The organism is Neorhizobium sp. T7_12, from assembly GCF_002968535.1.
Classification (GTDB): Bacteria; Pseudomonadota; Alphaproteobacteria; order Rhizobiales; family Rhizobiaceae; genus Neorhizobium; species Neorhizobium tomejilense.
Genome location: NZ_PVBK01000009.1, coordinates 13,665 through 36,352 on the forward strand (window position 1 = coordinate 13,665; position 22,688 = coordinate 36,352).

The window sequence follows — 22,688 nt, forward strand, 5'->3', positions numbered from 1 at the left end:
CCTACTTAAGCCGTATGCGGAACGATGCGATGAGATTTTGGTCATCAAGCCAATGTCTTACCTCATCAGAATAAGAGGCGAGGGAGGCCCCATCATTGGCAGCGTCGCGGATAAACTTGACAACACTCGCTGGAATATCCTTCGCGGAAAGTTCGGACCAGGACTTCTCATGTTCAGCCACCAGCGCGTCCAGCCTCGACACGATCGCCTTCGGATCGTCGGGGACTGTCTCACCCAAGGCTTCCACCGCGGCCCGGCATTGGCGTATACGGTTGACGCTTGAGCGGAATTGCGGGATAGCGGCGAGGGCGTCGAGGATGTCGGACGAACCGAACTCGGCCCGTTTGCGAACGTAAGACTTCCATGACGCCGAAATCATCCGGTCTGCCGCTGAGGCGATGCCGGCCAGACGGTCCAGAAATTCATACTTCAAATTTAAAGACGGTTCGTTGATCACAGACGGGTTTCCCGACATGGCGGTTCGAAGATCCTTCGCCCGTTCTGCAAGCGTTGATCCGTCGGAAGGCACGAAATCGACCTCGATGGCAGCATCTCGCATTTTTCTCAGAGCTTTTCGGGCGGATGAAAGCTTCTCGGATGCGATCTTCAATTGGTTGGCGCGCGACTGAAACTGCAGCGCTTCGTCACCCGCTGTTTTGAGCGTTTGGTATTGATTGATCTTGTCGGCTAACCCGGCGGCTCTATCAAGCAGCATTGGAGGCTCCCCCAGACGTGTCGTCCATCATTCGCAGATCGGTTTCGATCGCCTCCAATGCGCTATGGATCGAGCCGATGCTCAACACGATCGCGCTGTGCTTTGCATCCTGACTTTGGCTGTTGGCTGCGACAGTTTCATCAATCGCGTCCAGAAATGCCTTGGCGGCGTTTGCCAGCGCGCTTCCGGCCTCTACCCCGTTCCGTCGCCCGCGTCCAAAATGGCTAAGTGCCGATAGACCGTCGTCGAATTTGGCGAGACTGCGCGCGGCAGCCAATGAATCGTCGAAATTGACGTTGCGGATCCGCTCAAGAGCATCGGCGAGTGGCTTGGCAGTATTGTTCGACCCTACTCCTGCTTCAGAGGCCGCAACGTGTGCCTTTTCCAAAGCGGCAGCAATGGCCGACCGGGAGGCTCCCTCACCAAACGCTGTGTCCATTTCCTTGAGCCATTGGCTCCGGTCATTCATCTCCGCCGTTGCAGCAGCCGGGAGCGCTTCCTGTATGCGGCGGTAAAGGGTTGCAAGTTCGGTCCGGTCGTCGTTCGGAGGGACAAGCGCAAGGCGCCACTTCGATTGCCGGATATTCCGAATAATCGAGACCACCCGGCTCGGAGCGAGCATTGCACCGGCTTGTCCGCCTTTCATGCTGGATATCTGAAAGCGGGCCAGCTGTGCCACGGTCTGGCGCCCGTTCAGCAAACTGTCATAAACGTCTCTCATCTCCTTTGAGCGGCTGGCGCATTCTTGCGGCCAGGAGCTAAACGCGCCGTCGAGAAATTCCGCAATCGTCGCATCGGGCTTAATCTTTCCTCCGATTGCCGCACCGGCGCAGAGCAGTTCCATGGCGGCACGGGCCTGGCTCCAATCGGGCGTGGGATTGCACAATGCAAGCAACTGCGCTTCAACGCTACGCGCCCATACCGCGACGCAGTCCATAAACGCAGCAAGCATTCTGTCGCCGTTCTCGAAATCCCAGTTGAAGTCCCTTTTCGAGGCTTTCAGCAATCCGACGAGGGCAGCACCTGCCAAGGCGGGGCTCAATGTCCCGGGTATTTCCAGTTTGACGCCGAGATCGGAACGAACAAGGCTGGCTTGCCGCGCAAAGCTAATGCTGCCGCGCTGAAACGGGCGGCCAGTGGAAGCGTTCGCAAAGCCCGATTTGGCGAGGCCGAGCATATCCCAGTCGATCGTGTCTGAAACCGCCGAGAAAATGAGAATACGCAATTGCGTTGCGAGCGTCGTGTCGAGATCGCCGCCCTTGCTCCAGTTTTGAAGCTGGACCTCTTCACGGCTCGGGGCCGGTTTGTTTTTTTCAGCCGGTTGTTCGACCGCCTCGTCGACGGCAACCCGAAGAGCAGCACTTGCCCCTGGGATTTCCGGTACGTCGAACGCCTCCCTTAGTTTCGCGTCCAGATTCCTGATTTCGCCGGAGCCGTCATATAATTCGAGAAACGCTTTCCAGCGTCCGGCATATTGCGGGTTTCTGGCCTCAAGTTCCAGCTCGGCCGCAACGGGAAGAAGTTTAACGCCCTTGAGTTTTTCCAGTAACTGGAACGGGGGAAATGTCCCGGTGCGGATGCTATCACCATAATTATCCAACACCTCGACCAGCAGATCATTCTGAAGGATACGAGGGTTGAGACTTTCCGGTAGCGTGTCATTGGCACGTTGCGCAGAGTTCCACAGCGCACGGGGCGTAAACGGATAAAGTCCGTAGCCGTCCACCTCACCGAAGATCGAATGACAGTCGCTGCGGTGAGGGCACGTGGCACACCTCGACGGAGGATTGTCAGGGGCCGACGGATCGTTCGCCCAAAGATCAATGTCTGCCCGTCCAAGCCTGACCGCGTTGAGATATCGCGACGCGAACCGAGCGAGGGATTCGCTTGTCACCAAATGTCCCTCCGCCCGCCCGGCAGAACGATCCATATCGACAATATGCGTGGTTCGCATATAGGCCGTTGCCGCAACACTTTCAAAGAAGCCTGTCGTAACAGCGATGGCTGAGCGCATCCTGCACAAGCGCTCGTCACCATGGGATGTAATCGACTGAAGAAGCGCTCGGTCGATCCCCTGCAGGCGCGCAAATTCCTCGACAAGAAGGACAAGCTCTCGGCCTTGTACCTTCAGGTGCGCCCGCAATCGGGTCATCAGTTCCTCGACACGATCACTTGAGAAACTCAAGGTTCGGGCGATCGCCTTGTCGAGGTTGTCATTGATGATGTCGACCGCAAGTTGCGTGTGCTTTTCGGTGTCCAGCGCGATGATTTTCATCGCGTCCTGCGCCAGTTTCGAAGCGCTCGCGAAATCCAGACCACCAAGGGGAAGATCGCTGACCTCGAAGCTTCGTCGCGTTTCCGGACGATCCTGAGCGTTTGAAGGCGCGAAAATATGATCAACGATTTCGGAAATGACGGTTTGGTCGCCCAGAAAATGCGTCGCCCGCATATATGGGTCCTGGAAAAGATGCGGGAGATACGACGCCAGTTCTTGCTCCATTTCGTCGGCGTCTGGAGAGAGGACTCCCTCCCTTATCACCTGCGCTAGGTCGTTGAGTAGTTGCTGTTTTTGTCCGGCACGGGTCTGCGTGCCGTCGCCCGCCGACTGCAAGGTTTCCAGAAAGCTTCTCTGTTCATCGGCCGGAAGCTCGTCGATGATCATTTTCACGATCGCCCGCAAACTCGTTCCTGATTTCGGAACGAGCAAGACAAGACGCTCGTCATCGGACCGGATGTGAAACCGCATCCAGTGGACAAGATGCGATTTTCCAGATCCAGTATCGCCAAGAATCGCGGCGAGCGCGTGCGGCCGTTCATTGCTCAAGAAATCCGCCAGAAACTGGCGCTGGCTCATCTTGTCCCAGGAGGCATCGGGGATCGCCTGAAACTTCATTCCGACCGGCGGGGAAACGTTGAGGTCCCAGTCGCTGTGCACCGCCTTGAAGAGGCTGTCCGGCATATGTTCGGCAAAGGGATTGATGACCTGACGAACCGCGCCGGGATCCCAACAAACGACATTACGCATCAGTTGCTCCCCCGCAGGCCAATGTGGCTCACCCGGTCTTCACGAACGCCAAAATCAAGGATTCTGTCCGGTGCGTCAGCCACGCTTCTCATCGCCAAACGCTGTCGGTCCGCAAGCCTCTGCAGGGCGATACTCGTCGTGGCAGAAAGCCGCGTTTCGGCACCATTCAACGGAATGAGCCGCATCGCATTGAAGCGCTCCCAAACGCTCCCTTTCTCGAAGACCGGATAGATCGCGGCCAGTCGCGCCAGAAACGTCTCTACCGGAAGCTCATAGCCGTCGGCGAAGATTGCCGGAAGCGCGTAATCGATGGCGTTAACAGGGTCGGGTATGACCCGCCTTGAAGATCCGACGCCAACCACCGTCGCAAAACCCAAATATCGCGCCCAATAGAGCATGTTTTGGTAATTCAGCGCGATGGTGCAATCGGTTTTTCGGGCATTGTCCCCGAGCGTCATCTTGATAGCAGAATTCGGATCGTCGGTGAAACTCATTGGCTTGAGCGGGTTCGTGTTCAGGAGCCAGGTGAGAGCCAACATGAATGAATCCTGTTGTGTCTCCTCCGCCCGGATCGGGTCGAACAATGTGCGAAGCAAATAGCTGCGGAAATAGGCCTCGCTTCTTTCCCCCTTTTTCCCTCCGCCCCGGGCGTCTGCCGTCAATTGCAGTTTGTCGTCGATCTCCTCAACGAGGCCGATCCTGCGTGCCTCTAGCAGAGCATTGACGAACAGTTTCGTTGGCGATCCGCCGCTATCTTCCGTCGTATTTTTGAGTGACGGTGGCGTAGCCCAGGATTCCAAGCGGTCCTTCGCCTCTCCATTTTCAATGTCGAACAGCGAAGAGTATATTGCGTAGAGCCGGCTCGGGACCGCTTCAACGGTTGTGATAATGCTCACCGTGATACCCTTTCATTGAATTCTTCAAAGGTCAGGACGCGTCCGCCGAAAACATCACGCAGCCGCCGGCCGTCGGGAGCAGGTTGCCCGAGCGGCGCTAAAAGAATACGCGGCGAATCCGGGCGGCTGGTGAGATTTTGTTCCTCCAGGGTCTGACCGCGCCCGATCAGTACGATCTCCGGTCCCTTTGGCAACCGGGATATCGCGAGCGATGCCACGTCGCTGACAAAAAACGGCGTGTTCGCGGAGAATTTTAGGACCTGGTCCATGTCAAAGGTCTGCTGGCCAAGCAGTAGAAGCTTTGCCAGATTCATTCGTTGCAGTCTTTGGAATGTCTCACCCAGTCTTCGTGAAGCCGCTCGCGGCAGGCTGTCGGGCTGGTATGTGACAAGCAGCTTCAGGTTATTGTCGAAAAGCCTCGCCAGGGAGGGATGAAGTGGGAGCAACCACGGTGCGATCGGTTCGCCGACGGTCTTTCCGAGGTGGCGTTTGCCCGCGTCCAGCCGGCACCGCTCGCAGCGACTGCAAACTCGGGCCAATCGTTGCGCGCCGTACAACTCCTCGAAGATTTCGGCGGGACAGCGCTGGTCGTTGAGAAATTCTCGCATCAAATCGAGATTCCTCTTACTCGCGATCCAGTCGCCAGAGCGCACCAATTCGACTTTATCGGCCCAGATGCGCAACTCCAGATGGTGGTCATCAAGAACGGCGACTTCAAGCCAATCTCCTTCTTTCTGGACTGGTGGATAGGGTGTCCCCATGAGCTTTATAAGGCCGGCACGGGCCATGAGCGCCAACGTCCGCAGGTTCCAATCCGTGTTGGTCTCGCCGAACATGTCGATATCGCGCTCGTCTGCGCCTGGGCGGCCGTCCACTTGTACGGCAAATCGCCCATTTCCCAGGGACACTTTTCGAGTGAACATCGTGGACCACCGGTGAAGACCACGATCAACGCTGATGACCTGTTTGGCGTTGATCGCTTCGGCGATGGAGAAGTCTTTTGCCGATGGGATTGCCAGGGACAGGGAGACCATACCGTCTCTACCGCCGCGACCAACCTCCTGGTAGAAACGGTCGAGCGTTTCTGGAACGCACGCATGGACAATGCTGCGGGCATGGGCATAGTCGATGCCCAGGCCGAACGCAGAGGTCCCGACCACGATATCAAGCGCGCCGTCGCGCCATTCCGAAACGATGTGCTCGCGCTCGGCTCTGCCAGTCTTGCCATGGAGTTTGCGAACCCGCCGAAATCCTTCCTTGACAAGCCTGCGATACCAGGCCTCGGCTTCGCCAACCTCGGTCACATAAAGAACCGCTGGCCGCGGCGCATGATGCAGTGCTTCCAAAACACGCTCAACCCGAGTGGCCTCATCGGTGATCGGCGCAATCCAGTAGTCGGGCTCTGGCCGGAGTTGGACGGCAGACATGCTCCCGAATTCATCATCCGCACCGAACAGCATGCGAAGCGTTTCCAGGGAGGAATCCGTCAATGTCGCCGAGAGCAACACGGTTCTCAGACGGTGCTCTGGGGGCGCGGCACTTATAAGCTCGCGCCTTAGTCCGCTCAATTCCTGAAACTCACTCCGAAACCCGGTGCCCCACTGATCGACAAGATGTGCCTCATCGATCACAAGCGCTCGCAACAAGCCGGCTTCGGCGGCACGCCGCAAGGGATTGCGCAGTCGATGGCACGCAGCCTCCGGCGATACGAAACAGATGCCTTGCGAGCCATCCGCGATACGGTCGGCGATGATGCTATTCTCGGCATCGTTCCCGCCTTGAAAGGCTAACGGACGAGCGAGGCCGCAAACCTTGACGGCCTCCTGCTCATGGTTGACGCCCAACGCCACAGTCGGAACGATCACCAGCGTGACACCCCTTGTGTCGGGAGTGCCGCCAACAAAGCCGACTTTCTGAGCGAGTTGGAAGATCATGCTCTTTCCCTCGCCCGTCGGCAGGGCGACCACCAAGGTCGCGCCGGCTGGCGTCGAGAGTGCGGCGCGGACGGCGGCGCGTTGTCCGGGACTGCGGTACGAAGAACGGCCAACAGACTGAAGGAAAGGGTCGCCTTCCGTTCCCTCTGCATTGAACACACGCCGGACGCTCTCGGACGATGCCAGCGTTTCGACGCCTTGGCCATCGCCTTTCGACAACCAGTTCGGCTGCCATGTGCGGGCTGTGATCAGCACGCCGTTAGGCGATTGGACCGCCGCAACCCCGACCTTCTCCCATCCTTGAAACTGCGCTAGTTTTGGATGCGCGATGCGCAAGGTGGGAGAGACCTCGTAGGCGCGCCGCGCATACTCATGGATCAAGACCTGGCGCACGAGTACGGCGAGGTCGAGAACGCTTGCGTCATTGCCCGTATCGCAAAGTGCGGCGCGAAGCCGCTCAATCGCCGGGGATTCCCCGTGCCAAGCTTCACCATCGCCTATGCCTGCCAGCAGTTGCGAGATTGCCGTAAACGCTGCGTGCCCGCGTAAATTATCCATTAGGCGGACTCTTTGGCGCATGTTGTGCGACAATAAAACAACCCATCGCATCCAACCGAATTGAAGGCTGACGAATGGACCGGAGGATCGATTTCATTGCGTCGATATCCGGCTGCGCCGAGGGCCTGTCGCTCGAAATTCCTCGCATTATCCGCCGCTCTTGGCGCCCGAGGTCTGTTTCCGCCATCGTGACGGCACGCGCGACGGCAGAGGCAATTTCATCCGTCGAGGCCAGGCGCTCGCGCGCGGCATCGCGGATGGAGAGACAGATTGTCTGATAGGCTGAAGAATCGATGATGTCCGCAAGCAATTGCGGCCGGCTGCCGAGGTTGATGTCCTTCGGGAAGCCGTCAACCGGTCTGTCGGAATATCGCCGGCTAATAATAGCGATGATTTCCGGATTTGTGACCTCAACGCCGTTGAGGTCGATGTAGACGGTATGCGCGGTTGGCGCCAGATACCGTTGGGCGTGCCGCCACAAGGCCAGATCCGATCGGGAAGGGGCGAGGAAATCGGTGAACTCGATCTGCGGTTCGACGACGAAACACAGCTTGAACCCGATCCATATCTCGTCGTTCCAATCTGGAACCACGCGGTATGTCGCAAACGCCGTTCCCCGATCGTCCCACCGCGTGAACCGCTCAAGCGAGTCGAGCAGTGGCATTCCCGGCCGCAGAAGGTTGGCCTCATGCCGGTTCGTGACGACCCGTCGTCTCCAGGTCAGTGCCGTGGAATGGTCGATGTGAAGTTCCGATTGCCACGGGATCCGCGGAATCAAGGTGTGGCTGGTGGTCACCAACTTGAATGGGTCCTCCTCCGGCCATTTGAACGGCTGCTTGCGGATCTGAAGCGTTTCCACAAGCCATCCATCAACGGCGCGTTCGAGCGCCTCTTCGTCCTCCTCGGCGTCCTCCAAAGCTTCGATGAACGTTTCTACCCGCTCCTCAGCAAGCGTGATACGGTCGAGTGCATATTGCTCGTCTTGCGATTTACGCTCATCGGCGATTTGGGACCGAAGTTCGCCGGTCATGGCCCTCAGCGCGTCGGGACCATGTTGGAGAAGGGTTTCAAAGACTCGGATCTCCAATCGTTCCAGGAGAAACTGGATATCGCTTGTCGAGCGGTTAAAGGCCATAAAGCCGTCGGCAACCATCTCGAACCACGCTCTCCAAGGACTGGCATCTTCCTCAGACGGCAGCAGAAGACGATGGCGTATCGAGTTCTTCCGCCGCCCAAACCGATCCAGGCGGCCGATCCGCTGTTCGATCCGTGCCACGGCCATTGGCAGGTCGAGATGGACGATTGCATCTGCGAAACTTAAATTGAGGCCCTCCTCACCGGAACGATCCGTGACCAGGATCGACGACGCGCTGCGTCCGCTGAATTCCAGCGCAATTTTATCTGCATCAGCGGAACCGCTGGCCAGCAAATACGCGGTCGTCCCGTCCCCGTCGGTTTGGAAGACGTCATGAAAATGGCGCGCCACCCGCTCGCTAGACGCAAACACCACCACTTTGGGAAATTGTGCGTCGGGCCTGATCGCTTTGATCAACCGGGTCGTGCTCTCGACCATTGTCTCGATACGGGGACGATCGTCCTGTTTTTCCGCAATGGCACCGAGCGCGGCAAGGAGTTCCTCTTCACCGTCGAAAATCGGCTCAGCGTCTCTCAGCCAGCCTCGCAAGGCATCGGCACCCTCACTCACTGCACCGAGCAAGTCTCGGTATCGAAGCGCAAAGCGTGCTGTCCCGCCGTCGTCGCTGATCGACGACTCAGCGGCGCTGAAGCGCCAATCTTCTAGGGTCGTCAGCAGGGCCGACGCGATGTCGGCAGGATCTTCTTCGATTTTCACATGTGAGAGGACGGGTTCGCCGTCGGTGATCGGCCCCCGCGGGACAAATTCCCAACCTGCTGCATCCACACGGCGCGATCGGATGAGGCGCTGATGGATGCGATAGCTGTTGGCGATATGGTCCTTCAGCACCGAACATAGGTGTGTCAGATCATTGGAGGGGTCTTTCGCAGCCTCGATCAGCTGCGGTGCAAACTCCTGCACGATTTCATCCGATGGGAACGACCGCATCAGTTCAGCGCCGCGCTGCCGAAGAACAATGCGTGGCCCATCTGGAGACAGGCTCAGGAGCAACCGCCCAATCTCGCGTCGTTGCTCAAGCTTAACTTTAAACCCGCTCAAATCCTCGATCGGATGATTGATCGGATCAAGAAGGTTGAGGAGCGCCAGAAATTTGGCTTCTTCGCCGAGAGCGGGAGTCGCAGAAAGCAAAAGGAGGACAGGCACCTGTTGGCTGAGGACGCGCAATCGGTCGGCGGCAGGCAGGAGCGGACCGGCATCGATGCCCACGAGGTGATGGGCTTCGTCGATGACCAGGATATCTGGCACCTGCGAAACCTGGGCCAGATCGGCATGACCGCAGCACTCGAACCCTTTCGCGAACTGATCGAGCCGAATCTTGGCGACCAGTTCGCGATGCCATTGCCCGACGAGGTGGTCTGGCACACAAACCAGGACGCGGGTCTCGGGATTGTCGATTAGATGCTGGCGGATGATGAGCCCGGCTTCAATGGTCTTGCCCAATCCAACCTCATCGGCGAGGAGGTATCTCTGGATCGGATCGCTCAAAACACGTTTGACCGCCGCAACCTGGTGGGCGACGTAGTCGACGCTTGCCGATGGCACGGACGTGAGGCTCTGGGAGGCACTCCTCAGTTTGAGCAGCGCCCCCATTGCATCCTGTCGGCGGTCATGAAGGAATTGTGTTTCCGATGCTCCGATCGCAAGCATCTCGGCTGGATCTTCAGGAGCATTCCAAGGCCTAACCTGCAATGCCCTTTCGTTTAGATCCTCCGCTCTCCCATTAGGAAACTGAATCTCGTAGTCTATGTAGCCGTTCGCGGTTTGTGAAAAACCGATGACACGTCCCACCCGTGTTCGCCCACGCCCTGGAACATAAACGCGCGTATGCGGGCTTAGATAACCCCGCTCAAGCTGTGAAAGCTCAAACTCTAGCGTCTCCACATTACGGATCGATCGGTAAACTGTAACTGTCGAGATCCGGCCGGAAACAGCTTCAAGCTTTCCCAGACCCTTGCCGCCAGGCAACTCAACAAACATGCCGAGGTTCAGCATGCGCGTAACCAGTTCAAATGATTTTGCGTTGCCGGAACCCGCTCCTCCGCAACAAGCGACACATCATGCACTTATGCCCACCTCGAAAGGTGCCGAACCCCCGATTCGGCAATACCTAAGTGTGACATATATCTAGGTTGCAGGTTAAGGTTTGATTGCAATCTCCGTGATTACTGCCCAACAATTTCGGTTGAACCGGATGTTGCCGATAGAGCTAAATTTTGCCGCAAGATGAGGTCGTTGTTATGCAGGCAGTTAAATGCTGCAGTTGCCGCAATCATTTGCGAGTATCTCCCGCTAGGCTTGCTGCTGTCCAACGGTCGGCAAATCTCGCTTTGTCAGATCTGCGATGTCGCGCTACGCAGGAATCAGACCTAGATGCTTATCGCGGCTTCGAATCCAGAAAAGCACGGGGAGAGCAGCAATCACCATGATCGCTTTGCCGACAACCTGTCCCGCCAGGAAATCAAGCGACCCGAATGCCAACCACAGAAACATGACGCTGTCGACGATAAGGCCGGCAATACTGCTTGCCAAAGCGGCTTTCACCAAGCCCTTCTTCTGCAGGGGCGTGAACACTAGCAGGTCGGCGACTTCGGACGAGAGGAAAGCTGCGGCGGAAGCGAAGGCAAGCGCAGGAGCAGTGAACGTCGTTGAGAGCGCTGCTCCCACTATGATGGCTCCGAAAGCCCATGCCAGCCCAAGCCGCCGCTGCACCAGATCACGTAGCACCAGAGCAAGGCCGACCAGCAATACGCCACTTGGTGCCGTCAGACCGGGGCCGACCGGTATGATGCACGGCCCATCGGGGACACACACGGTTCCCACGTGGCCAATCATGTAGTTCGCCAAGGGAATGCAGGCCATGAAGCCGGCCAGGAAGAGGAATCCTTCAATGCGTTGTCTGCCCGTCGCGATCATCTCTTCGCCCTCGTTTCAAACCTGCTCTGCAACAAATCGCTGATATCCATTCGCCCGCAAATCGCAGGCGGGGCACGTTCCGCAACCATATCCCCAGTCATGAAGGTCGCCGCGCTCACCCAGATAGCAAGTGTGGCTTTCCTTCACGATCGCTTCGACGAGGCGAGAACCTCCGAGATCCTCCGCCAACCGCCAGGTGTCGGCCTTATCAAGCCACATCAGGGGTGTGTCGAGAACAAACCGCTTTTCCATGCCGAGATTGAGCGCGACCTGCAAGGCTTTGATCGTGTCGTCGCGACAGTCTGGATAACCGGAGTAGTCTGTTTCACACATGCCGCCGACGATGTGTTTTAGCCCCCGTCGATAGGCGAGTGCCGCAGCAAAGGTCAGGAAGATTATGTTTCTGCCCGGAACGAAGGTGTTGGGAAGGCCTGTGTCTTCCATTTCGATAGCGATTTCACTCGTCAATGCGGTCTTGGAGATCTCTCCGAGCGAGGCCAGCGAAATCGTGTGATCTTCGCCCAACCGCTGTGCCCACGCCGGGTTGATGGCACTGAGTTCCCGACGCAGAGTGTCACGGCAATCAAGTTCAATCCGGTGCCTTTGACCGTAATCGAAACCCACCGTCTCGACCCGCTCGTATCGATCGAGGGCCCAGGCAAGGCAGGTCGAGGAATCCTGACCTCCGGAAAACAGAACAAGCGCTGTCGACGTCATGGTCTTCTACCTCTCAATTGCCATCGTATTCAGCCCAGCACATGGGCGTCTCGAATACCTTCACCGAACTCAATTCAGGAAGGAGCGGGCGAACCCTTGTCCAGATCCATGTCGAAATGTTCTCAGCAGTCGGATTTTCCAGCCCCTCGATCTCGTTGAGGGTGTGGTGATCGAGTTGTTCAAGAAGAGGGCCGAAAGCCTTTTCCAGGTCGAAAAAGTCGATGACGAACCCCGTGTCCGGGTTGACCTTGCCGTCGAGTTGCAGTTCGACCCGATAGGAGTGACCATGCATCCGATGGCACTTGTGGGTCGCTGGGACGTTCGGCAGGCGATGGGCCGCCTCGAAGGTGAAAGCTTGGGTGATTTTCATGGGATTCCGATCATCTTGTGCGTTTGTAGCGAAAGGCGCCACTTAGGATGTTCCAGACAGTACGCGGTCACGGCGACCGTGTTTTCAGCCCGACGCGGCCCGTCCATTGGCTGCAGAAAATAGTGCTCGAAGCGCAGGTCCGGCAGTGCCTCAGGCAAAAGGTCCGGCTGAGGATAGACAAGCTTTAATTCGCTCCCAGCTCGCAGTTTCAAGGGCGCTCCTGCTTTAGGGCTGACGCAAATCCAGTCAACGCCGGATGGTGGCTCAAGCGTGCCATTTGTCTCAATCGCGATTTCGAAGCCTTGCCGGTGAACTGCCGCGACAAGCTCGTCATCGAGTTGCAGTAAAGGCTCGCCGCCAGTAAAGACGACGTAGCGGCGGTGGGCGGTTTCTCCCCAGGTCGAGGCGATCGCCACTGCAAGCGTCTCCGCGTCTTTGAATTTCGCCCCACCGATGCCGTCAGTGCCGACGAAATCGGTATCACAGAACTGGCAGACGGCCTGGTCGCGATCCTCCTCACGTCCCGACCAGAGATTGCAGCCGGCAAACCGACAAAACACGGCCGCCCGGCCGGCTTGGGCGCCTTCGCCCTGCAACGTCTTGAACATTTCCTTGACCGCGTAGCTCATCACATGCTCGCTTGATTCGGTTCGACATTTACGGCGCGACGGCGTTTGACGTCGGCGCGCACGATGCCGATAAGGTACTGCGCCAGGGTCACGATATCGCGGTTGACGTTCTGCACCGACTTCCAGTGCCGGCGATCATTCTCGCCAAAGTTCCATTCTCCTGACGTCCAGGCCGTATTGTCGACGAGGCACGCCAACCCTTTGGAGAAATCTTCCCAGGTTCTGGCGCCATCCAGCAAGGCGAGCACTTCCATGACGTAGCCCAGCGACATGATGCCGGCGCCGTGCACGAGCCGTGATGTTTTTGGCGTATGACCTTCCCACTCGTCGCGAAACACAAACTGGACGGCCCGGTAGAATTCGCTGATGAGGCGGAAGCTGAGATCGGCGCCATCCGGTTCGCGGATCAACTCGCGCATGACGCCATCGCTCATCGAGTTGATGACGACACGCTGGATGGCCGTGTCTCGTATGATCCCGGTCGGATTGGTATGCTGGTAGATCTTGCCTTTGAGCGAGGAGCCGTCATCGTAATTGAGGCGCGCTGCGAGATCCGCCGCGACCGAACGATCGCCCAACCGCCGCGGCAAGCCCCGAACGGTCGGCAGGAGTTCATAGATCAACGATTTCGGAAGCGGCCGCGTGTTGTTGATGAGTACGAACTGGCGCCGCAACTCTTCCTCGTCTTTACAAACTATGGCTGAGACGAAGACCTGGAAATCCTTTTCCTCAACCTGGCTGAGTGCAGTCAGACGTTGCTGGCCGTCCACAACGAGACCGGGCACACCGCCCGTTACGTCAATCTCCACCACGCAACGGCCGTCGGCGGCTTCATCGGAGATCTTGATCCCGGTGGTGAACGCGACCACGATTGGGTTGGGAAGTATGGCTTCTGGCTTTTCCAGATAATCACGGATTTCGCGGATGTGACCGGCAATCTGCGGACGCTGAAAGCCACTCAGTGCGCCATCGACGTCGCGAGCGACACGCTCAATCACAGCGAAATTCTTGAGGTCAGACGCTTTCGCTGCAAACGAAAGAACCGTGTGCGTCTCGCTCTGTCTCGCTCGGATGGCTGGAAATTTGTATAAGGTCATTGTCATCGCTATTGCTTGGAAGTTGATCGACGAGGGCGTTGTAGACGCCAAGATTATGGATGCCGCGGCGCTTATTGCGGTTGCTGGCGCGAAAGAGCATCACTTCAATGGAAAGAGCCGAGCAGATCGGGCAGGAGCATTTTTTCCAGGGGCGGTCGACGAGAGTTCGCTTGTACCGTTCCCGAAGATCTTTGATTGCCTTGGCATCCGGCATTTCTTCGACTGGTGATCCAGTTACGGCAGGCGCCGAGTAAGCAATTACCGTATCAAGCGTTTCGTCGAGCCTGGCTTCGCCGCGGTCGTAGGCACGCAAAGCCGCTAGGGCATTCTTCTCCATCTCCACCAGCGTTTCCTGATGCAGTGCTCCACGCTTGGCCAAGCGCATCAGCTTGGGATTTTCCAGAGCCTGTGGCACGCGGATCGCGGTGTAATAGTCGAGTTTGCCGCCCTTGTTCGGCAGGTAATAGTTCGCCTTAGCATCCTTGAAGGCGCGGATCAGGGGCGAGGTCGTATCGAAACTCGTGATGTTGAACGAGCCGAAGGTATCAATCTCGTCGGCCTTAGCAAAACCGAGAATATGGATACGAGTGGATGCCGGGATGATGTCGCGGATAGCAGCCAGACACGATTTAATCTGCGAGGCTTTCAACGGCACGGTACCGCCGAGTGCGAGATAGTCGTAACCCATCGCCACGAGCCGGCGAGCGCCTTCCGCCATGCTGCCGGGTGACCATCCCTGGATAACTCCCATCGGCGTGAACCGGGCCGACATATGTGCGGTCGCCGTCCGAAAGGCCGATGCATTTTCCAGGGTGATTTCGAAGCGGCGGCGCGCCTCCTCGGTGCCTCCATCCAAGCCCTTCAGGCCTTCATCGAAATCGAAGATGATATGGTCGACGGAGCATCCGTGCGTAAAGCGTGCGTCGTCATAGAATTCTGCCGTGTCCTCCGGCGTGTAAGGTGGCTTGTCTTCCTTGTGATAGGTGAAGGCGCCGCAGTCGCCGAAAATTGGCAGGTGCTCGAATTGCGGCTTATCCAAGCGCAGGAACTCACGGGCACCAACCCGCCGGAAGCGCATAGCCTGCGCTTCAGTGTATTTGCCGCCGACCGCCACGCCGCCGACGATGCCCCTAGAGACCAGCATGCCTTTATAAGGGGCATAGCCCATGATTTCATGCGGGTAGGCGTCGTCCCAATAAGGGGTCCGCCCTTCGGAATACCGGTCGCGCAGGAAATCGTAGCCGGGGTCGACGTGGTCGAGGCTGTCTGCGAAAATAAACTTCATCGGGTCGCCTTCGATAGCTTGCGATCCAGCAGGATCAAATGTTGCGTGAGGCGTTCGATGTGCACTTGCGTGCCTTGCACTTCATTCCATTTCCAGCCCAGTTCGTCCCATTTGCCTGATGTCCAGCAGCAATGATCGCGCAATCGAGCGAGCGATCGGCGGATGTCATCTTCGCCGTCACTGACGCTATCCGCGCGCACCATGATCGGATCCATCAAAGCGCCCATTGCTCTAATGCCCGCCATATGCATCAAGCGGCTCTTCTCCGGCGCCAGTCCCCATGCGTCCGGAAACGTATCGCGGACAGCCGACCAATATTTGACCAGGACATGAAACATCTCGTCGGCGTCGCAGGCGCCGTCGACGCCAAGATATTGGCTGAGCGCGCTTGAGGGCGTTTTAAGGTTGATCTTGATCGCGGCGATCAGCGCGGAGTCGCTTACAACGGCGGATTTCGCCTTTTGGTCGGAACGCCGCTTTATCAACTGAAAGAAAGGAGAGGCCTTTTGACTGTTGAGCAGATTGCACAACTCGCTTGGCAGTTTGTTGGCCGCGAGGTCACGCGGAAGCAGTGAACTAACTTCCGGCAAGAGTTCGTTGATAAGCCTCGTATCGAGCGCCTTGACCTTGTTGACGAGGATGAACTGCTGGCGCTGGACTTCCAGATCTTGCGAAACGAAAGCTATGACCGGGACCGGGATGTCCTTGTTTTCGGCACGCGAAAGGGCGATCGACCGCTGCTGTCCGTCGACTATCCAGGCGATCTTTCTCCCGTCTTTACTGAGCGGTAAATGGAGCGTACCCGATGTTCCGATCTCGAGAATATCGGACGGCTTGCTCCCGCGTGCAGCCTTGAACTCGACCGCTTCCGACAATGCGAGAATAATGGCATTTGGAAACAGAACCGGCCCGCTGTTCAGAAATTCGACAATAGAATTTACATGGCTACGGATTTCCTGTCGCTGAAACCCGTGCAGTTCAGCTTCGTCGCGCTTTATGCGACTGATCTCGCCGATCTGCATGACCGCTGAACCAGGCAAAAAAAACGCATATACGTCAGTCCCGTATCCCTGTTGGGTCCGAACCGCTCGGACAACCATCGACTTTGCCTGTGTCATGGCTGTGCCCTTTCGGCGCGAACCGTCGCGGCTAGTCTGGCAAACCGGCCCTGTTCGCAGGCGATTCCGAGTTCATCGCGCATTTTGCGGAGGAGTTTAGTAGAACTGCCCTGTACAGTATCCCACTCCGTCCGAATGGTCTTTAATAGCTCGTCATCGTCTAGACGGATGCCTGACTTTGAGACAGGGCGTTTCCAGCCGGCTTGTGCCAAGGTTACTTGTTGCGCATGACCTTTCGCATCTTGCGTCGGTGATATGGGCAGGATTCCGGTCACGAAATGTCGAAGTGCACGCTGGGCGAAGTCTCCGAGGGTGCCGGGAGCAGGACCGCCATCAAGCCGCCGATCGTAAGGCATATGATACGGCTTAAGCTCCGGGTCGATCTCATAGTGCTCGGATCCAGTGAAAATGCGTAGTCGGCCCTCTTTGAACACGGACAACGCTTTGAGGAAGCCCCCGAGCATCTTGAGGTAACTAGCCGGGAGCGCGACAAGAAGGTGGGTCTGGTCTCTGCTTAGTCGAGCGTCGAACCGGGCAACCCCATCCTTCATTGCAATTTCACCCCACCAACCTTCCTCGGTCGTGCCAAGAGGCAGCTTAGACATGATCGAGGATGGAAGGCCCTTGGCTACGGTAAGATCGTAGCTCGGGATCACATCGCTCGCGTCGACCAACCCGAGACCGGCCGACGCGATGAAAAGGGATGCGCCGGCCTCGGCCGCCGCTTTTTGGGCTTCCATCATGCCGCGTCCCGCATAGACATTCCTGGCCTCCGCAATGCCGACGGCCTCAGCAACGCGATTGCGCCAGTCCTGGCCTACTGAATGAAGGCTCCCCTTCGATAGCGATGCCGCGATTAGAGCGGGATCTGGGGAAAACCGTTTGCGCATGGTGCAAGCTGTAAGGATGACTGTCATGCTATGAGCTCACACAAAAATACTGCAAATCACTTTCGGGTTGCAAAATAACTGTACGCCGAACTCGATACAAGAAATAACTGTTAGCCTCCCTGTAAGCTCCCCAGAAAACTGCAATCCAGCGCAGATGCCAGCCGTTGTTGGCAATCGTGCCAACTGCGCCGGCGGCGCCTCCCTAGTGACAGGCCGCCGATGATGTCTCGTTGCGGACGTTGGTCCTACCGGATGCCGCCGGCCACGCAACAGCTACGCTGTCCTTCTCTTCGTTTCGGCCCTTCGGGTGCGTGTGCCTCAGCGGCACCCGGTTGACGGACCTCCGTAACGAGCCGCGATTGGCGCGGTCTCCGGACGGAGATGTCGAAATGAGAAAAGAAGAAGAAGTAACGCGCGCTGGCCGCCCGACGCAGGTCCCTTCTCGTAGGCTTTTGATCCTGGCCTGCTCCGCAACGAAGAAAGATGGCCCAAGGTACCTTCCAGCCGTGGAGCGATACAACGGGCCACTATGGCAGACCCTACGCGCGACCGATCCTAAGGGGGAATTGGCTCAGGCTGCATTTTTGTCCGCTCACCTTGGGTTCCGGGCGGCCAGCACGCCGATAGCATCCTATGACGTTCCAATGACGCCCCAAATTGCCGCGGCGATGAAAGCCGGGGATCTTGGGACCCGTTGGCCACAGCAAAAGACGAAAAAACGTGTGATGCCCTCAGGGGAGCATCCCGGCATGCATATCGCGGGCATGACTGATTTTGGCAGCAGACCTTTCGCGTCTGTCGCTCTTGCCGGTGGCTATCGTTACATCGAAATTATGCAAAAACTTCTGAGGCTCTTCCAGGACGGCGGCTTCGTGGAAGACGACGCCGTCGTCACCGTTATCAACGGACCAATCGGCAAAATGCGCGTTGACCTCCGTAATTGGTTGGTTGCTGCACATCTGGAAGAAGGTGGTGGATAACGTCCAGGCAAGCACAGTAGAGAGCAAGTGGGCGCCCCCTTGAATGCCAGAAAAAGATAGCGTATTTTCTGACATATGAAAACGACTGTTACCTCTGTTCCCGATCGGATCATGAAGCGCGTGCGGGGAACCGGACGCGGTAGCGTATATACGCCTAGTGATTTCCTCGACGTTGCAACCCGCTCGACGGTCGATCAGGCGCTCTCGCGGCTCGTGAAGGCTGGCAAGCTGCGCCGGCTTGCCCGTGGGCTTTACGACTACCCCAAAATCCACGCCCAGCTTGGCCTTTTGTCCCCTGCGCCCGATGATGTCGCTCACGCTCTCGCTCGTGAAACAGGGTCGCAAGTGCAGATCGCCGGAGCCCGCGCCGCAAACGCCCTCGGCCTCACCACCCAGGTGCCAGCGAAGAGCACCTATCTGACCGATGGGCCATCCCGCCGGGTCGTGCTTGGCAAGCGTGTGGTTGATCTCCGGCATGCCTCGCCAAAGCATCTGATCGCGCCAGGCAGCCCTGCCGGCACAGTGGTCCAAGCGCTCCGCCATGTCGGCCAGGTTCGCGCGGCTGACGTGGCTGAGGTGGCAGCTCACAGATTGTCACCGAGTGACAAGCGCACGCTCGCGACTTCCGCTTATCAGGCGCCCGCGTGGATGCGGCCAACTCTCGTTTCGATTGCAAACGCCGGGGCGCCGGGCATCGATGGATAACGTTGCAAAGCTCGCTGCGAAAGATCGTGCGGCCCTCTTTGGCGAAACCGGAGCGATGCGCGGCGTCGCGGAAACGATCATCGAGAAGGACTTCTGGGTCTGCTGGACGTTGCGGCGCCTCTTCGCGTTGGCCGGCGAAGACGCCGCCAGTCTCGTCTTCAAGGGTGGAACGTCTCTTTCCAAAGCCTATAGCGCTATTCGACGCTTTTCGGAGGATATCGATCTGTCCTTCGACCGGGCCGACCTCGGCTACACGGGAGATCGCGATCCGGAGAAGGAGGGCATGAGCAGGAAAAAGGCCCGGCAACTGATCGACGATCTCGTCGCCGATGTCGAGCGACACATCGCGGAAAAGCTGCTGCCGGCTCTTCATGCCGCCATCACCGATCAACTCGGCGAGTCGGGGACGGGCAAGTGGACGTTGGAGATCGATTCCACCGACGCGCAGACGATCAATTTCCATTACCCGACGGCGCTGCCATCGTTAGAATATGAAGGCATGGCTTACATCACGCCTCGCGTGAAACTTGAACTCGGCGCACGCGGTGATCCTTGGCCAACGGAGAAAAAGACGATCCGGCCCTATGCCGCCGACGACTTTCCCAACTTCTTTAAAGCGCCCGACAGCGAGGTCACGGTCTTGTCCGCGCGCCGCACATTCTGGGAGAAAGCGACCGCGCTTCATGCGGAAGCACATCGGCCGAAAGAGTCTCCGACACCGCAATATTTTTCACGTCACTATTACGACCTCGCCATGCTCCTCGAAACTGCCGAGGGTCGGGAGGCGGCAGAAGATTTTGATCTTCTTGCGCAGGTTGCGAAACACAAGAACATATTTTTCCGTTCAGCTTGGGCAAACTATGACACCGCCAAGCCTGGCACACTATGTCTCGTGCCAGAGGAAGCGCGCATCAAAGACCTTCGAACTGACTATAAAGCGATGGAGCCAATGATGTTTGATGAAACGCCACCGGCTTTCGATGCCGTCCTCGCGATAATTGAAACTCTGCAGGCGGCTATCAACAAATAACAAAACTAAGCGGCTCTACCTCACTTTGTGTGGAGCCGTGCAGCATTCGTGCCTTCAGCAGTTCGGGACCTGCCCTACCATACATCGAGCGCTTGAGGGTCTTGAGGCGGTTGATCTGGCCTTCGGCCTGTCCGTTGCTCCAAGGTAGCTCGATGGCGTTGTTGACGGCATCGAGGTCCCCGCGCAGGACGCGAGCGAACCGCATGATCGGAATGAGTTCGGAATCGATCGCATCGTCGATCCACGCATCCAGTGGCGCCGACGTTTTGCCGCGAAGGATGCCGTTGAAGCGCATCGCCAGGCGCCGCATCTCGGCGAACCCCTCAGACCCTGCTTCAGGGCATCGACCTTCCTTGCCTGCCAGTCCGTCAGCAGGCCTCGCGGCTTGATGCACAGCGCTGCGGCAACCACTGGCGAAATCGCATGACCGGTGTCCGGATCTCGAACCGCTTCCGGCGTCGACGCGACTGGCGGAACATCACTGCCCTGTCCCCTTTCGGCCCGCCGCCAAGCTCCTAGCAACCGCTCCAGATTGGCGAAACTGCCGGTATAGCCGCTCTGCTTGACGTCATGAAACAGATGCCGTCCGCGCCGATTCCCATCCTTCCAGCATTGGGCAAGGAAGCTTCGAAATACCATGGTGATGTGGGGTTCAGTGCCGACCGTCGCCTGTCTGGCGGAATCTTGAACTTGAGCCACTTCGTTACGCTGCGACGTTCATAGCCGGTCCGTCTGGCGATCTCGCTATAGGGCAGCCCTTCCTGGCGCAAAGCATGAAGCATGTCGAATATTTCCTGGCGGGATTGCCTATGCGAAAGACGGGCGCGCCGGCGATGCGTCGCAGCGTCAACAATTGCGTCCTCCGAAAGAATTGCTCTGCCGGTGGCACGCCCGGAAAGGCTCATCTGTTCTTCGATGGCCGAGCGAAGGTTCTGGACCAGATGAAACCGATGGGCGACCTGCTTGGCCTTCGGTGCGCCTTCACGGGTGGCCTGCGCATACAGGCCGCAGCGGTCGCGACTGACGACCTCGATGGAGGGATGGTCACGCAGCCACTTGGCGGCACTCTCGACGCTGCGATCATCCAGTATGTCGATGACCGAGCGTCGCTCGAGATCGACCATGATGGTCCCATAACTCGTCGCCCGCCGCCAGCTCCAATCATCAATACCGACCACCCGTATCTCGGAACTCCATTGAGCCGCCGCAGCATCCCGCTTCAACTGCCGCAGAATGGTGTCGTCGCTGACCGGCATGCCGAGCCGCTCCATCAACCGCTCGCCAGGACGGCCGCCGGCGCTGTGGCCCAGCAAGCCGACAATCTCCCCGACCCTTCTCGTCAGGCGCGCATAAGGAGCAGCGATCGTCGGCAGTCGGCCGGTGAACGTTCGTCGTGCGCAGTCCCCATGTGCACATCGCCAGCGGCTCACCAGGAGTTTCACTGTCACCGACTGACCCTGGACCGGCAGATCCTGGAGACTACGGCGGGACCAGCCATGCCTACTTCGGCTTCGCCGTCCACAATCGGGGCAGATGCCGATCGCGGATCCAGCGGCGGAAACAATCCACCTGTCGTCAACAGTGAGCGCGACACCCAGTATCTTGACCCCTGGGCCGGGCGACCATTTCGAATTTGTTCGCATGCCCGCCCATAGCGACAACCTCGCTAACGACAGGTGAACCACACAAAGTGAGGAAGAACCCCTTTAAAGGGGACCAGTTCCAACCGTACATTTGCCGACTGATAGAATACGCTAATCGCTATTTCGCTCAAGCATTTTAAGGTGCTCCGTGCATACGTCTATGACCAACTCCAGCAATACGGCGGCCCGCTCTCCCAGCCACGAGAGCGCCTCCTCGCTGATCTCGTAATGTTTGGAGTACCGTGCCTTCACATAGGCTTCGTTCAGCGTGTTGAACCAGGCACGCTCGCGGTGCTGATCGCGCGGGAACGCCTCGGCCAGGCGCCGGTCCTGTTCCTCGGCAAGCGAGCGCAGAAACTTGATGTTGTGGGAAGGCGGGCCGTAGTTCGTCAGCGTGAGGAGCACGCAGGAATAGGCCTGCTCAAGCGATTGATGGAGAAGAAACGCGGCCTCGTTGGTCATACCGGCTTGAATCGCTGACATCGCAAGAGTCTTAAGATTCCGCGCTGTCGTAGATCGCTGTTCGAAATGCTCCCTTGCGACCCGCAGCCGATCCACCGGCGACAGCGGTTGCGGCTCCGCCAGCGGCTCGTCATCCAATTCATAGAGAATGATGCCTTCCTTGCGGATGTCGGAGAAGAAGTACTGTCCCTCTTTCAGGTAGGTGTTCACCTCGCGCCTGGAATGGACGATGAAGCTCACCGGCGTCTCGATCGATTTGTCGCGGATCAGCCGGTCGGCGGCCTTGTACCAGTAGTCGGCGAATTCGCAGAGCCTGCGGTCGTTGACGATGATCAGCAGATCGAAATCCGACCGATAGCCTTTCATGGTGAACGGCTCGTCGACCCATCCACCCTTGGCGTAGGAGCCGAACAGGATGATCTTCAGGATCCGGCCGCGCTTCTTGAACTCGGCCGTGCCCTCCTTCAGCGCGTCCTCGAATTCTTCGTGGAGGATCTCCAGAACCTGGGCAAGTTCGCGTTGTTTGCGCGGTGGCATGTGATCGAGGGATGACTTCATCATGGAC

Annotated in this window: 17 protein-coding genes and 1 pseudogene; 3 read left to right on the forward strand and 15 right to left on the reverse strand. The window is 58.0% G+C overall.

Annotation, left to right across the window (positions count from 1 at the left end):
* Window position 1 precedes the first annotated feature (1 nt).
* The 13 genes from C5J26_RS19095 to C5J26_RS19155 all read right to left on the reverse strand — a co-directional run bounded on the left by C5J26_RS19095 (window position 2) and on the right by C5J26_RS19155 (window position 17,330).
* Window positions 2–715 carry a hypothetical protein gene (locus C5J26_RS19095; RefSeq protein ID WP_105403203.1) on the reverse strand — a complete coding sequence of 238 codons (714 nt, stop codon included), beginning with the start codon at window positions 713–715 and terminating at the stop codon, window positions 2–4.
* Window positions 705–3,740, reverse strand: a complete 3,036-nt coding sequence (dpdH, locus tag C5J26_RS19100; RefSeq protein WP_105403204.1) for a protein DpdH — start codon at window positions 3,738–3,740, stop codon at window positions 705–707. Before dpdH ends, C5J26_RS19095 begins: the two co-directional genes overlap by 11 nt.
* The gene (gene dpdG / locus C5J26_RS19105; RefSeq protein ID WP_105403205.1) at window positions 3,740–4,636 is read right to left on the reverse strand and encodes a protein DpdG; all 897 of its coding nucleotides are present in this window, start codon (window positions 4,634–4,636) and stop codon (window positions 3,740–3,742) included. Before dpdG ends, dpdH begins: the two co-directional genes overlap by 1 nt.
* A complete protein-coding gene (gene dpdF, locus C5J26_RS19110; protein WP_172745935.1) occupies window positions 4,633–7,128 on the reverse strand; it encodes a protein DpdF in 2,496 nt (831 codons plus the stop codon). The genes dpdG and dpdF overlap by 4 nt, the downstream gene beginning before the upstream one ends.
* Window positions 7,121–10,276, reverse strand: a complete 3,156-nt coding sequence (gene dpdE, locus C5J26_RS19115; protein ID WP_105403207.1) for a protein DpdE — start codon at window positions 10,274–10,276, stop codon at window positions 7,121–7,123. The genes dpdF and dpdE overlap by 8 nt, the downstream gene beginning before the upstream one ends.
* A 357-nt stretch (window positions 10,277–10,633) precedes the next feature.
* A complete protein-coding gene (locus tag C5J26_RS19120) occupies window positions 10,634–11,197 on the reverse strand; it encodes a VUT family protein (RefSeq protein WP_105403208.1) in 564 nt (187 codons plus the stop codon).
* Window positions 11,198–11,212: 15 nt separating this feature from the next.
* Window positions 11,213–11,914 carry a 7-cyano-7-deazaguanine synthase QueC gene (gene queC / locus C5J26_RS19125; protein ID WP_105403209.1) on the reverse strand — a complete coding sequence of 234 codons (702 nt, stop codon included), beginning with the start codon at window positions 11,912–11,914 and terminating at the stop codon, window positions 11,213–11,215.
* Window positions 11,915–11,927: 13 nt separating this feature from the next.
* The gene (gene queD, locus C5J26_RS19130; RefSeq protein ID WP_105403210.1) at window positions 11,928–12,284 is read right to left on the reverse strand and encodes a 6-carboxytetrahydropterin synthase QueD; all 357 of its coding nucleotides are present in this window, start codon (window positions 12,282–12,284) and stop codon (window positions 11,928–11,930) included.
* Window positions 12,281–12,913, reverse strand: coding sequence for a 7-carboxy-7-deazaguanine synthase (gene queE, locus C5J26_RS19135; RefSeq protein WP_105403211.1), 633 nt, complete (start codon window positions 12,911–12,913; stop codon window positions 12,281–12,283). The genes queD and queE overlap by 4 nt, the downstream gene beginning before the upstream one ends.
* Window positions 12,913–14,016 carry a DGQHR domain-containing protein DpdB gene (dbpB, locus tag C5J26_RS19140; RefSeq protein WP_371681934.1) on the reverse strand — a complete coding sequence of 368 codons (1,104 nt, stop codon included), beginning with the start codon at window positions 14,014–14,016 and terminating at the stop codon, window positions 12,913–12,915. The genes queE and dbpB (C5J26_RS19140) overlap by 1 nt, the downstream gene beginning before the upstream one ends.
* Window positions 13,928–15,295, reverse strand: coding sequence for a tRNA-guanine transglycosylase DpdA (dpdA, locus tag C5J26_RS19145; RefSeq protein WP_105403213.1), 1,368 nt, complete (start codon window positions 15,293–15,295; stop codon window positions 13,928–13,930). Before dpdA ends, dbpB (C5J26_RS19140) begins: the two co-directional genes overlap by 89 nt.
* On the reverse strand, window positions 15,292–16,413 hold the full coding sequence (dbpB, locus tag C5J26_RS19150; RefSeq protein ID WP_105403214.1) for a DGQHR domain-containing protein DpdB: 1,122 nt from the start codon (window positions 16,411–16,413) through the stop codon (window positions 15,292–15,294). The genes dpdA and dbpB (C5J26_RS19150) overlap by 4 nt, the downstream gene beginning before the upstream one ends.
* Window positions 16,410–17,330 carry a hypothetical protein gene (locus tag C5J26_RS19155; protein ID WP_105403215.1) on the reverse strand — a complete coding sequence of 307 codons (921 nt, stop codon included), beginning with the start codon at window positions 17,328–17,330 and terminating at the stop codon, window positions 16,410–16,412. The genes dbpB (C5J26_RS19150) and C5J26_RS19155 overlap by 4 nt, the downstream gene beginning before the upstream one ends.
* Window positions 17,331–17,692: 362 nt before the next feature.
* On the opposite strand from C5J26_RS19155, the gene C5J26_RS19160 reads away from it, so the two are divergent.
* The 3 genes from C5J26_RS19160 (at window position 17,693) to C5J26_RS19170 (ending at window position 20,018) form a co-directional block, all read left to right on the forward strand.
* Window positions 17,693–18,283 (forward strand): hypothetical protein, encoded by a 591-nt coding sequence (locus tag C5J26_RS19160; RefSeq protein ID WP_105403216.1) that lies wholly within the window; start codon window positions 17,693–17,695, stop codon window positions 18,281–18,283.
* A 111-nt stretch (window positions 18,284–18,394) separates the two neighbouring features.
* The gene (locus C5J26_RS19165) at window positions 18,395–18,988 is read left to right on the forward strand and encodes a DUF6088 family protein (protein ID WP_105403217.1); all 594 of its coding nucleotides are present in this window, start codon (window positions 18,395–18,397) and stop codon (window positions 18,986–18,988) included.
* Window positions 18,981–20,018 (forward strand): nucleotidyl transferase AbiEii/AbiGii toxin family protein, encoded by a 1,038-nt coding sequence (locus C5J26_RS19170; protein WP_105403218.1) that lies wholly within the window; start codon window positions 18,981–18,983, stop codon window positions 20,016–20,018. The genes C5J26_RS19165 and C5J26_RS19170 overlap by 8 nt, the downstream gene beginning before the upstream one ends.
* 20 nt (window positions 20,019–20,038) lie before the next feature.
* Here the strand turns inward: C5J26_RS19170 and C5J26_RS19175 are convergent.
* Window positions 20,039–21,583, reverse strand: a pseudogene (locus C5J26_RS19175) (ISL3 family transposase).
* Window positions 21,584–21,772: 189 nt separating this feature from the next.
* Window positions 21,773–22,684, reverse strand: a complete 912-nt coding sequence (locus tag C5J26_RS19180; protein ID WP_172745936.1) for a nucleotidyltransferase and HEPN domain-containing protein — start codon at window positions 22,682–22,684, stop codon at window positions 21,773–21,775.
* Window positions 22,685–22,688: the final 4 nt, after the last annotated feature.

Excerpts from the sequence above, each read along its gene's own strand:
- C5J26_RS19095 (WP_105403203.1), bottom strand. The coding sequence starts at position 715 with ATGCTGCTTGATAGAGCCGCCGGGTTAGCCGACAAGATCAATCAATAC.
- dpdH (WP_105403204.1), bottom strand. The coding sequence starts at position 3,740 with ATGCGTAATGTCGTTTGTTGGGATCCCGGCGCGGTTCGTCAGGTCATC.
- dpdF (WP_172745935.1), bottom strand. The coding sequence starts at position 7,128 with ATGGATAATTTACGCGGGCACGCAGCGTTTACGGCAATCTCGCAACTG.
- dpdE (WP_105403207.1), bottom strand. The coding sequence starts at position 10,276 with ATGCTGAACCTCGGCATGTTTGTTGAGTTGCCTGGCGGCAAGGGTCTG.
- C5J26_RS19120 (WP_105403208.1), bottom strand. The coding sequence starts at position 11,197 with ATGATCGCGACGGGCAGACAACGCATTGAAGGATTCCTCTTCCTGGCC.
- queC (WP_105403209.1), bottom strand. The coding sequence starts at position 11,914 with ATGACGTCGACAGCGCTTGTTCTGTTTTCCGGAGGTCAGGATTCCTCG.
- queD (WP_105403210.1), bottom strand. The coding sequence starts at position 12,284 with ATGAAAATCACCCAAGCTTTCACCTTCGAGGCGGCCCATCGCCTGCCG.
- queE (WP_105403211.1), bottom strand. The coding sequence starts at position 12,913 with ATGAGCTACGCGGTCAAGGAAATGTTCAAGACGTTGCAGGGCGAAGGC.
- dbpB (WP_371681934.1), bottom strand. The coding sequence starts at position 14,016 with ATGACAATGACCTTATACAAATTTCCAGCCATCCGAGCGAGACAGAGC.
- dpdA (WP_105403213.1), bottom strand. The coding sequence starts at position 15,295 with ATGAAGTTTATTTTCGCAGACAGCCTCGACCACGTCGACCCCGGCTAC.
- dbpB (WP_105403214.1), bottom strand. The coding sequence starts at position 16,413 with ATGACACAGGCAAAGTCGATGGTTGTCCGAGCGGTTCGGACCCAACAG.
- C5J26_RS19155 (WP_105403215.1), bottom strand. The coding sequence starts at position 17,330 with ATGACAGTCATCCTTACAGCTTGCACCATGCGCAAACGGTTTTCCCCA.
- C5J26_RS19160 (WP_105403216.1), top strand. The coding sequence starts at position 17,693 with ATGAGAAAAGAAGAAGAAGTAACGCGCGCTGGCCGCCCGACGCAGGTC.
- C5J26_RS19165 (WP_105403217.1), top strand. The coding sequence starts at position 18,395 with ATGAAGCGCGTGCGGGGAACCGGACGCGGTAGCGTATATACGCCTAGT.
- C5J26_RS19170 (WP_105403218.1), top strand. The coding sequence starts at position 18,981 with ATGGATAACGTTGCAAAGCTCGCTGCGAAAGATCGTGCGGCCCTCTTT.
- C5J26_RS19180 (WP_172745936.1), bottom strand. The coding sequence starts at position 22,684 with ATGATGAAGTCATCCCTCGATCACATGCCACCGCGCAAACAACGCGAA.